This is a genomic window from uncultured Abyssibacter sp. (assembly GCF_964000955.1).
Taxonomy (GTDB): Bacteria; Pseudomonadota; Gammaproteobacteria; order Nevskiales; family OUC007; genus Abyssibacter.
In genome coordinates, this window is the sequence record NZ_CAXFCL010000224.1 from 1 (window position 1) to 9,640 (window position 9,640).

Sequence of the window (9,640 nt, forward strand, 5' to 3'; positions counted from 1 at the left end):
CATGCCTACGGAGATGAGAACAGCCCCAGCAACAGCCCCTTGAACGGCTCGATATCCGCTTCCAGCGCATGGCGGGATTCGGAGTCGGCAAGCAGCACGCCGGCCAGGAACGCACCCAGCGCCATGGACAGCCCCGCCCATTCCATCGCCAGCGCGGTACCGCTGACCACCAGCAAGGCCATCGCGGTAAAGATCTCGTTGGTCCGGGCCGCGGAGACCATGCGCAGCACCGGCCGCAACAACGTCCGCCCGCCGACGATGACGACTCCGATCACGAGCGCGGTCTTGAGCAGGTCCAGCGGATCGAAAGCCTCGCCACCGCCCGGCGCCAGCAGCGGAATCACCGCCAGCAACGGAATCACCGCCAGATCCTGCATCAGCAGGATCGCGAATGCGGCGCGCCCGTGATGGGTGGTGAGCTCCTCGCGCTCCGCCAGGGCCTGCAACGCGAAGGCGGTCGAGGACAGCGCCAGCACGATACCGGTCAGCACCGCCGGCAACGGCGACATGCCAGCGAAGTAGGCGACCGCCGCGATCGGCACCGCGGACACGCCGATCTGCGCGGCGCCGTTGACGAAGATCGGCCGCCTGAGCGCCCAAAGACGGGCGGGCTGCAATTCCAGGCCGATGATGAACAGCAGCAGCACGACGCCGAATTCGGCGACATGCATCACTTCATGCACGTCGCCGACCAGGCCGAATCCGGCCGGACCGATGATCACGCCCGCGAGCAGGTAGCCGATCACCGCGCCCATGCCCAGCCAGCGCGACAGCGGAACGGCCAGCACGGCCGCCGCCAGGAACACCACGGCCTCGTGCAGCATGGTCACGGCAGAATGTCGACCGGCGTGCCCACCGGCACCCGGGACCACAGTTCCTCGATCTGGGCGTCGGTGACGGCGATGCAGCCGTCCGTCCAGTCGAACAGGGGATGCAGCTGGGCGGCGCGCGCGTTCGGGCCAACGCCATGGATCATGATCTGCCCGCCTGGCGGCACGCCCCGGGCATCCGCGAGCATCTGATCCGCCAGCGAGGGGTACGACACCTGCAAGGCGCGATGAAACCGGCTGTTACGCAACCGGCTGAGGATGAAGTAGCGGCCTTCCGGGGTCTTGCCGTCGCCCTGCTGCTGCTTGGGACCGATCGGATTGCGTCCCAGCGCCACCGGGAACTCCAGCACCGGGGTCTCGCCTTCGAACAGGGTCAGCGTCCGGGCGCTCTTGTCGATCCGTATCCAGGTCTCACCCGCGGCGAAACCATTGAAGGAACAGCACGCCAGCAAGGCAGCAAGCAGAAACGTACGGGGTGCGGTGATCCATGACATGCGGGCATTATCACATCGAACCGAATGCTCCGAATCCGATGGATGTGCTGATCCGCCCGATCCAACCGACCGACGATGCCCCGCTGGCGCGGGTCATCCGGGAAACGCTCGCCGAGTTCGATGCCGATGGGGACGGCTTCGCCGGGCGGGACGCGGAGATGCAGTCGCTGAGCCGGGCGTACACCCGGCCGAGGCACGCGTACTTCGTCGCGCAACGTGACGACGCCGTCCTCGGCGGCGTCGGTGTCGCCCCGCTGGCCGGCGGTGATGCCGACACGGCGGAGCTGCGCAAGATGTACCTGACCGCGGACGCACGCGGAGCCGGGCTGGGCCGGCGACTACTGTTCAGAGCGATCGAAACGGCGCGAGCATTGGGATTCCGCAGGATTTATCTGGAAACGCTGACCGACATGCGGGCCGCCCGCCACCTTTACGAGCAGGCGGGATTTCGCCACCTCGCCAGGCCGATGGGGAACACCGGCCACCACGGCTGCAACAGCTGGCTGCTGCTCGAACTGGATTCACCGCGCAAGCGGGACTGACGGCAAGCGCGCCCCGACCTCAGGTTTCGCGTTCCCAGCGCACCAGCCGGCGCGCGGTCACGACGCCGTCCTGGCGGCGTGCATCGAAGACCGGCATCCCCACCTCGGGAGAGAAATGGGCCTCGCGGCGATGTTCGACGCCGTCGGGATCGGTTTCCAGAATCTGGATCACCCACACCGGCTCGGTCAGCTTCACGGTGGTGTAGTTCGCCGGGTCGACCTTGCGGTCCACACGCATGTCGTAGGAGAAATCGAGCGTCTGAGCCTCGGCCCGGCGGCCATCGCGCTCCACCTGGTAGTAGCGCGTGACCTCGAACCGCAGGCGGTTGTCCACGGCAAGGGGAAACAAGTGCCCCATGACCTGATCCACCTGGGCCACATAGGTCCGCGTCACGGTCTCCGGCCTGCCGCCGCTCCGTGGCTCGTGGGCGTAGGTGAAGATCTCCAGCAGGTCGGCCAGTTGCAGCGATTCCTCCACCGCGTGGCTGTTGACACCCGCGAAGGTGTACTCGGAACGCACCCGCCCGATCGACCCGAAGCTGCCCTTGCGGATCACCAGTTCGAACAGGTGTTCCACCGGCATGGCACCGGGCCGGGTCTCGATGTGTTCGAGATAGCTGAGCTTGGAGAAGTTCGGCGGCGGCACCGGTCCGAACAGGGATTCGGCCGGAAACTCCTGCGAAAGCAGATCGAAGGTCGGCACACCAGGGAACAGCGGTGGTGGCTGGTCGGACTCGGACTGCCCGCAACCGGCCACCATGATCGTGGAGAGAAGCAACGCCAAGCCTGCGCCAGCACCTTTCATGCGTGCGTGTCCTGATATCCCGGGAATTCAGACGCTAGCAGACACGCTCCGCGATGTGCCGTCAACGTCCAGGGAAACACCAAGTGTTTCCCCAGGGCTGCGACCCGCTGCGTAGAGGTCTACACTGCCGGACGAGCATGGAGTATCCACCAGCCGCTTGATCACGTCTGACGTTCCACTGTTTCCGCTATCGAATCTGGTGATGCCCGGAGGCCTGACGCCGCTGCGCATTTTCGAGACTCGCTACCACGACATGGTGCGTGACTGCATGCGCAACGGAACCGGTTTCGTGATCGCACTGCTGGCCGAGGGGCGCGAGACCGATCGCGACAACCGGCCCCACGATGTGGGTACCTACAGCGAGATCATCGATTTCGAATCCCTGGAACACGGCTATCTCGGCATCATCTGCCGCGGGCAGCAGCGGGTCCGCATCCACGCGCCACGCCAGACCCGGGCCGGCCTGTGGGTTGGCGACACCGAAATCTATGGTGACGAACCAAACGGCGCGGTGCCGGAATCCTACGAGCACCTGGCCGATCTCGCGATGCAGCTGGTCACCGAACTGGGCTCGCCGTTCGACATCGATGTGCCCGAGCCCCATAACGCGCGCTGGGTGAGCAGCCGGCTGACGGAACTGCTGCCAATCCCCGCGGACGCCAAGCAGCAACTGCTGGAATTATGGGATCCGATCGCCCGCCTCCACCAGATCGCCTGCTTCGTGCAGCAGATGATCCGGGCCGACCGGCCTCGCTGATCCCCGAAACGGCAGGACCCGAAACGAACACGGCCGGGACAAACCCGGCCGTGCATCGTCCATCGAATTCGACGATCAGCGCATTTCGGCACCGTCTTCGTCGATGTACTGGTAGCTGACGCTGATCTGGGCGCCCTCGCCGGGTACCGCGTCACCGCGGAACACGATCGAGTTGCTGCCGGCCACGTACTGCCAGCCGTTGGTCGAATCCTCCACCAGTTCCGTCCCGTCCACGGTCACCACGATGGTGCTGGAGATCGGAGTTTCGGCCAACTGGAACAGACTGGCCGCACCGCCGGCATTGGTTGCGATCGCGTTCATGATCGCGGGGAACTGGGTGATGTCATCGATACTCGCCACCGAACCACCGGTCGCCAGCGCCAGGTCATCGTAGTCGCCGGGGTTACCCTCGTTGATGATCGAGTAGACCGGGTAGCTGCGATCGATGAACAGGTTGCTGCTCGGGTCGAACGCGGTACCGGCGTAGCGCGAGTACTGATCCGGCTCGTCACTGAGCATGACCACGGACATGCTGGCGCCCGTCCGCGGGAACCCGGCCAGCGTGCTGGTACCGTCCTCGGAATCACCCAGCGCGGTCGAGAGCAACGAACGCTCACCCCAGTAGATGCCGGACTCGGTCCCGCTACCGCCGGTACCCGGGCGCGCATCCAGCTCGAACTGCGCCGTATCGTTTGTGTAACCGTTGCCTCGCAGGGTCTGGCGATCGGTGGTGATCGTGCCGATCTGGAAGTCCAGGCCCGAGTTGGAGATGACACTGATGAAGTCGGATGCCGCCTGCGACAACGCCGCCTGCTCGTCACCCATGCTCCCGCTGTTGTCGATCACGAACAGGAAGTCGGCCAGACCGCCCGCTCCGGTACCGACGAACTCGTCCGTCTGCTGCTCGCGCATGGCATCGGACGCGCCGACGTTGGTGCCATCGGTCACGCCGCTGGTCACCGACTCGTACAGCTCCTTGACCTGATCAACGACCAGGGAAACCAGCACGACCACATCGTCCGGCGAGTAGAAGCAGACCGACAGACGGAACTCGTAGAGTGCCGCCAGCACTTCGTCCGGAATGCCGTTGGGGAAGCTGCTCAGCGCGCCGGGATCCGCCGACAGACCAATCAGTTCCACCAGTGCCCGGGTCAGGTCGGTGGGCGTCGTGGCCGTCTGCAAATCCATCGAGTAACGACCCACCGCGCAGGCCCGCGTCACCGCGGTGGCGATGTTGGTCAGCGAGTACTCGGCCTGCGACGACACCAGGTTGCGCAGGTTGTCCAGCTCCTGACGCGAATCGTTGCCGAAACCGAAATTGCGGCGCTGCGCGGCAAACCCGCCCAGATCACGCGGACCACGCATCTTGTGGCTGCTCTTCGCCGGGATGCTGTCGCTGCCCGCGAAGAACACGACACCGTCGAAATCGCCCATGGGCTGCTCGTTGGGCGCCTCCAGGCCATCCGGCAGGAAGATCTGATGCGACTGCGTCGACACGACCGACACCGGCCGCACATTGCGTTCGCTCACCGTCAGCACGATGCGCCGAATCTGCTCGACCTGGGCCGAGTCGGTCACCGTGACCTGATAGACGAAGACGTCGCCCGGTGCGGCGTCGGCCGGAATGGAGACATTGAGCGTGGCGCCGGATTCCGCCAGGGCCACGTCATTGGTGACGTCATACCACTGGTAGGTCACCGCGGAACCGCCACTGCTGTCGCTGGCGGTCACGGTCAGGTCCGTGCTCGAACCCGCGGTCGGCATGCCGTCATCGGCGACGAACGCCGAAATCAACGGGCTGGCCGCAGCGGGCGCCGAACTGTTGCAGCGCACCTGGCCGGAACCCGCCTCGACTTCGTCGCCGTCGAGGGTGCCGTTTCGGTTGGTGTCGATCCCGGTCTGAATGATCGCGCCGCCGAAGGCGCAGCGCTCATCCTCGGGAGCGATCGTCGCGGCCACCACGGTCAGTTCCTCGAACGCGACGATGTCCACTTCCGACTCGCTGCAAGCGTTGAGGCCCAATGCCGCCAATCCAACCAGCGTGGCGCACGCAGGGCGTGCGAAGCGTTGCCTATCAAGCATCGTGATTCTCCCTGTCTCGATCTGGTCTTGTGAAACCTGACTCCGGCGCGGTCATCGACGGCGAAACGGGCAACCGCCCGACACGCGGATACGACACGCCCGGATGTCAGCTTTGGAAAATTTGTCGTCCCTCACTTATTGTTTACAAAGCGTCTGACGAAAGAACGCTCAATTCAAGCCTTAGCGTGATCCCGCGCACGAAATTTGACTCGACTCCGACCGGCGGCGGTGCTGGCCACCTCCCGATCGGTGCGGAGGATGCCGCGGTCGCCGCAGGCCACCACCTTCCGGTTGATCACTGATGTGGGACGCAGTCGCCCTCTTCTGCATGCTGCTGGCCGCCCTGGTGCTGCTGGAGCCCTGGTTGCTGACGCGCCTGGCCGAGCCGGCCTGGACCGGCTGGCTGGTTCAGCACGCTCTGCTCCCGCTGGCGCGCTCGGCCTGCGTCCTGACCTTCATCGTGCTCGCCTATCCGGACATCTACGGACTGGACCGGGGCGCACCGCTGGCCGAAGCGCTGGACAACGGCCGCTGGGCCGACCTGCTCAATCTGGGTTTCCTGGTGTCGCTTTGCCTGCCATTGCTGCCCGCCATGGAGCGCGTGCCGGGAATCATCCTGCCACTGCAGGGCTTCCTGATTCTGGCCATCCTGTTCCGCTGGGCCGTCGAACCCGCGAATCCGATCTCGCTCTGGCCTTCGACGGCGGCGTGGATGGCCGTTGCCCTCGCCGGGCTCGCGCCACTGCTGGCGGAGTGGCTGGCACCAGCGCAGCAACCGGGGCACGACAAACGGCGTGACGCCGTGCTCATCCCGCTACAGCTGCCGCCGTTGCTGCTCTATGGCCACGCGCTGGGCGCGCAGTTGGCGTGACAACGCCGGCCGGGCCGGGTGTCAGGTCGTCGGGTGTTCCCGCAACTCCGCCTCCGCGGAAGGTGCAGCCTGCGAGTCCGCGTGCCGGATCTTGCGGACGAGGTCCCGCCCGATGGCCGCCTGCAACTTGCTCCAGAGCGCCGGCTTGCGGATTCGCGTGCGCTCCAGCGCGCTGCGGGTCCAGTAGCGGTAGGACACCGGCGCATCGGCCACGACAGCCGCCGATGTCGGCTCGTCAGTGAGAAAACTCATCTCCGCGACGAGTTGCCCCGGCCCCAGCCGGGCTACCTCGTGACCGTGGACGACCACCCGGACTTCGCCTTCGGTCATCACGATCAACCGATCGTTCAGCGCCCCCTGCGCGAGGAGCTCGCCGGTGAAATCACTGACCGCATCGGCACGCCGCCACAGCCCGAGAAACTCGGGTACCGTCATGACACTGAAGTTCAGCGCATAGATTCGGTCCAGTCCATCCGGCAGCTGAACCGCCCGCCGCTCCAGCAGGATGCGGATGACCTGAACGATGTTGATCGCCACGAACAACCCGTTCCAGGCAGCCACGTTGGTTGCACCGGAATGCAGCGCGTAGGAGCACAAACAGCTCTGGGCAAGAATCAGGATCAGACGCAGCCACAGGATGTCGCGCGCCAACAGGGCCAACAGCATCAGGCCGTAGCCGAGGTTGACCAGCACGCCGTCCAGCGTGATCAGAGATAGCGCTCCAGCAAGGCCTGACAAGCCGCTCCCTCCCGGTCCATGTCGCAGGCTTTCCGAACCAGCTGACAGTGCTTCACCGGGTCCACACCCGGCTCGCCCGCCTGCGTGGTCACCCGCTCACAATTGCGCTGCGCGCGGCTGACATCGTCACGAAAGAATTCGCAGGCCGTCAGCCCCAGCACGGCACACGCCACCGTCACGACGCGAAACGTCGTGAGACAGTATGATCTCCAGGTCTGATTCCGGCGTGGCACATGAGGGTGATCGCCGACAAGTCGGTCAGCGCGACGGATCCTAGACCCCTGACAGCACGGCGATCGAGCGCCCCCAGCGGTTACCATCCGCGAACGTTAGCACAGCCGATCACCGCACCGACGTGGATACGCCAACCCATCGTCGCCTGCGCGCCCACACGCAACGTTCAGGATGATGAATACGCGCTAAGTGACCGATACAACGAAGGTTTTCCGTCATACCCACAGAAACTGTGGATAAGTCTGTGGAAAGAACTTTCGCAAGTGCCAAAAACCGTGTTGTTTCCGGGCATTTCACCACCTCGGTCAAGTTGTAACCAACATGAAATATTATTTCAAATTCATGGAGTTACAGTTCAAGCACAACCAAGCCAGTGCTCAGCGCACCAATCCGGTGCCAATGACCGATGCTGCGACGCAACACTGTGCATAACCGGCACGATCCGGAGTGCTAAACTTCGCGCCATGATCCCCGTCGTGCTTGTGATTTCTGGGCATGACCCCAGCGGCGGCGCCGGACAGATCGCGGATATCCAGACGGTCTCCTCCCTCGGCGCCCACCCCGCCCTAGCGATTACCGCGCTCACCGAACAGGACACACGGAACGCCTACGCGGTGTTCCCTTGCCCCCCGGAGCAGGTCACCGCGCAGCTGGAACGCCTGATCGTGGACATGCGGCCCGCGGCGGTGAAGATCGGCCTGCTGCCGAACGTGGCCGTCGCCGAGTCGATCCTTTCGATCCTGGACCGCCTGGATGACGTGCCAATCGTCATTGATCCCGTGCTGATCGCCTCCGGCGGAGGCGCGCTGGCCGAGTCCGACCTCGTGCCGGTCCTGAAGCGGCAGCTGATCCCGCGCTGCACCGTGGTCACGCCCAACCTGCCCGAGGCACTCGCGCTCACAGGCCAGTCCGACGCCCGGGCGGCCGCCGAGACGCTGCTGAAACTCGGCGCGGACTGGGCGCTGGTGACCGGAGGCGACGCTGATACCATTGATGTCGAGAACCTGCTCCTGGGCGACAGCGGCGTCACCATGACCCGCTGGGCACGGCGGCCCGGGAAGTTTCACGGCACCGGCTGCACGCTGGCGTCGGCGCTGGCAACCAGGCTGGCCCAGGGACACGATGTGCCCGCCGCCGCCGCGGCGGCGCAAGCCTTTGTCGACGAATCCCTGGCGAGCGCACTGCGACCCGGCACCGGCCAGGCCATTCCGAACCGGCAGCGCTGACCGGCGATGACGGATACCTGGCTCCGCGGCGCCTACCCGGTGACCCCGACTGACTGGCCACGCGATCGCCTGCTCGCGGTGGCCGGAGCGGTACTCGCCGCGGGGCCTGCACTGCTGCAGTACCGCGCCAAGCCCGCACCGGACCCCGCGCTGGCCGACGCGCTGAAACGCCTGTGCGATACCCATGGCGTACCGCTGATCATCAATGACGACCTGGAACTGGCTGCACGTCTGGGCACCGGCGCCCATCTGGGTCGTGATGACGCGGACCTGGCCGGCGCCCGCGCCCGGCTCGGTCCCGAGGCGGTGATCGGGGTGTCGGTGTACGACGACCTCGACCGCGCCCGCCGGGCCGAGGCCGCCGGCGCATCCTATGTTTCCTTCGGCCGATTCTTCCCGTCGGTGACCAAGCCGAGGGCCACGCCAGCGCGGCCTGATATTCTTGGGCCCGCGCGCTCGCAGCTGAGCGTCCCGATCGCGGTGATCGGCGGGATCACGGCCGCCAACGCCAGTCCGCTGATCGCGCGGGGCGCCGACCTGCTCGCCTGCGTCGACGGCATTTTCGGCGCGGTCGATCCGGGACAGGCCGTGCGCGAACTCAATTTTCTGCTGAGTCAGACATGACCCGATCCGAATCTCTGTTCGAACGCGCTCAGCGCGTCATTCCCGGCGGCGTCAATTCGCCCGTGCGCGCCTTCAAGGGCGTGGGCGGAACGCCGCGATTCATCGACCGTGCGGCCGGCGCCTACATCTGGGACGCCGACGGTCAGCGCTACATCGACTATGTCGGCTCCTGGGGTCCGATGATTCTCGGGCACGCTTACCCGGCGGTCATCGACGCCGTCCGCGAACAGGCCGGTCGTGGCCTGTCCTACGGCGCGCCCACCGCGCTGGAATGCGACCTGGCCGAACAGCTCTGCGCCTGCGTCCCGTCGATGGAACAGGTCCGGCTCGTGAACTCGGGCACCGAAGCGACCATGACCGCGATCCGGCTTGCCCGTGGCGCGACTGGCCGTGACGCCATCGTCAAGTTCGAGGGCAACTACCACGGGCATTCTGAC

Annotated in this window: 12 protein-coding genes; 6 read left to right on the plus strand and 6 right to left on the minus strand. The window is 65.7% G+C overall.

The annotated features are described in order from the left end of the window. Window positions 1–5: 5 nt before the first annotated feature. Both ABNS06_RS10950 and ABNS06_RS10955 read right to left on the minus strand, forming a co-directional pair. Window positions 6–824 carry a monovalent cation:proton antiporter-2 (CPA2) family protein gene (locus ABNS06_RS10950; RefSeq protein WP_348674633.1) on the minus strand — a complete coding sequence of 273 codons (819 nt, stop codon included), beginning with the start codon at window positions 822–824 and terminating at the stop codon, window positions 6–8. Window positions 825–826: 2 nt separating this feature from the next. After that, on the minus strand, window positions 827–1,324 hold the full coding sequence (locus ABNS06_RS10955) for a L,D-transpeptidase (RefSeq protein WP_348674634.1): 498 nt from the start codon (window positions 1,322–1,324) through the stop codon (window positions 827–829). Here ABNS06_RS10955 and ABNS06_RS10960 point away from each other — a divergent pair. After that, on the plus strand, window positions 1,318–1,866 hold the full coding sequence (locus tag ABNS06_RS10960; protein ID WP_348674635.1) for a GNAT family N-acetyltransferase: 549 nt from the start codon (window positions 1,318–1,320) through the stop codon (window positions 1,864–1,866). The genes ABNS06_RS10955 and ABNS06_RS10960 overlap by 7 nt on opposite strands. A gap of 19 nt (window positions 1,867–1,885) precedes the next feature. Here the strand turns inward: ABNS06_RS10960 and ABNS06_RS10965 are convergent, their stop codons facing one another. Continuing rightward, window positions 1,886–2,650, minus strand: a complete 765-nt coding sequence (locus ABNS06_RS10965; protein WP_348674636.1) for a hypothetical protein — start codon at window positions 2,648–2,650, stop codon at window positions 1,886–1,888. A gap of 178 nt (window positions 2,651–2,828) precedes the next feature. Here ABNS06_RS10965 and ABNS06_RS10970 point away from each other — a divergent pair, with 178 nt between their 5' ends. After that, window positions 2,829–3,428: an LON peptidase substrate-binding domain-containing protein gene (locus ABNS06_RS10970; protein ID WP_348674637.1), complete on the plus strand. Its 600-nt coding sequence runs from the start codon at window positions 2,829–2,831 to the stop codon at window positions 3,426–3,428. Window positions 3,429–3,503: 75 nt separating this feature from the next. Here the strand turns inward: ABNS06_RS10970 and ABNS06_RS10975 are convergent, their stop codons facing one another. Next, window positions 3,504–5,510, minus strand: coding sequence for a hypothetical protein (locus ABNS06_RS10975; protein ID WP_348674638.1), 2,007 nt, complete (start codon window positions 5,508–5,510; stop codon window positions 3,504–3,506). Between the two features lie 301 nt (window positions 5,511–5,811). Here ABNS06_RS10975 and ABNS06_RS10980 point away from each other — a divergent pair, with 301 nt between their 5' ends. Next, on the plus strand, window positions 5,812–6,381 hold the full coding sequence (locus ABNS06_RS10980) for a hypothetical protein (protein WP_348674639.1): 570 nt from the start codon (window positions 5,812–5,814) through the stop codon (window positions 6,379–6,381). A gap of 21 nt (window positions 6,382–6,402) precedes the next feature. On the opposite strand, the gene ABNS06_RS10985 is transcribed toward ABNS06_RS10980, so the two are convergent. Both ABNS06_RS10985 and ABNS06_RS10990 read right to left on the minus strand, forming a co-directional pair. Further along, window positions 6,403–7,119 (minus strand): cyclic nucleotide-binding domain-containing protein, encoded by a 717-nt coding sequence (locus tag ABNS06_RS10985; RefSeq protein WP_348674640.1) that lies wholly within the window; start codon window positions 7,117–7,119, stop codon window positions 6,403–6,405. Further along, window positions 7,089–7,298 (minus strand): hypothetical protein, encoded by a 210-nt coding sequence (locus ABNS06_RS10990; RefSeq protein WP_348674641.1) that lies wholly within the window; start codon window positions 7,296–7,298, stop codon window positions 7,089–7,091. The genes ABNS06_RS10985 and ABNS06_RS10990 overlap by 31 nt, the downstream gene beginning before the upstream one ends. A gap of 531 nt (window positions 7,299–7,829) precedes the next feature. Here ABNS06_RS10990 and ABNS06_RS10995 point away from each other — a divergent pair. The 3 genes from ABNS06_RS10995 to ABNS06_RS11005 all read left to right on the plus strand — a co-directional run. Beyond that, on the plus strand, window positions 7,830–8,579 hold the full coding sequence (locus ABNS06_RS10995; RefSeq protein WP_348674642.1) for a hydroxymethylpyrimidine/phosphomethylpyrimidine kinase: 750 nt from the start codon (window positions 7,830–7,832) through the stop codon (window positions 8,577–8,579). Window positions 8,580–8,585: 6 nt separating this feature from the next. After that, window positions 8,586–9,203, plus strand: a complete 618-nt coding sequence (locus ABNS06_RS11000; protein ID WP_348674643.1) for a thiamine phosphate synthase — start codon at window positions 8,586–8,588, stop codon at window positions 9,201–9,203. Next, window positions 9,200–9,640 (plus strand): aminotransferase class III-fold pyridoxal phosphate-dependent enzyme (locus tag ABNS06_RS11005; protein ID WP_348674644.1); only part of this gene is annotated, 441 nt, incomplete at its 3' end. The genes ABNS06_RS11000 and ABNS06_RS11005, both read left to right, overlap by 4 nt.

Excerpts from the sequence above, each read along its gene's own strand:
- ABNS06_RS10950 (WP_348674633.1), bottom strand. The coding sequence starts at position 824 with ATGCTGCACGAGGCCGTGGTGTTCCTGGCGGCGGCCGTGCTGGCCGTT.
- ABNS06_RS10960 (WP_348674635.1), top strand. The coding sequence starts at position 1,318 with ATGACATGCGGGCATTATCACATCGAACCGAATGCTCCGAATCCGATG.
- ABNS06_RS10955 (WP_348674634.1), bottom strand. The coding sequence starts at position 1,324 with ATGTCATGGATCACCGCACCCCGTACGTTTCTGCTTGCTGCCTTGCTG.
- ABNS06_RS10975 (WP_348674638.1), bottom strand. The coding sequence starts at position 5,510 with ATGCTTGATAGGCAACGCTTCGCACGCCCTGCGTGCGCCACGCTGGTT.
- ABNS06_RS10980 (WP_348674639.1), top strand. The coding sequence starts at position 5,812 with ATGTGGGACGCAGTCGCCCTCTTCTGCATGCTGCTGGCCGCCCTGGTG.
- ABNS06_RS11000 (WP_348674643.1), top strand. The coding sequence starts at position 8,586 with ATGACGGATACCTGGCTCCGCGGCGCCTACCCGGTGACCCCGACTGAC.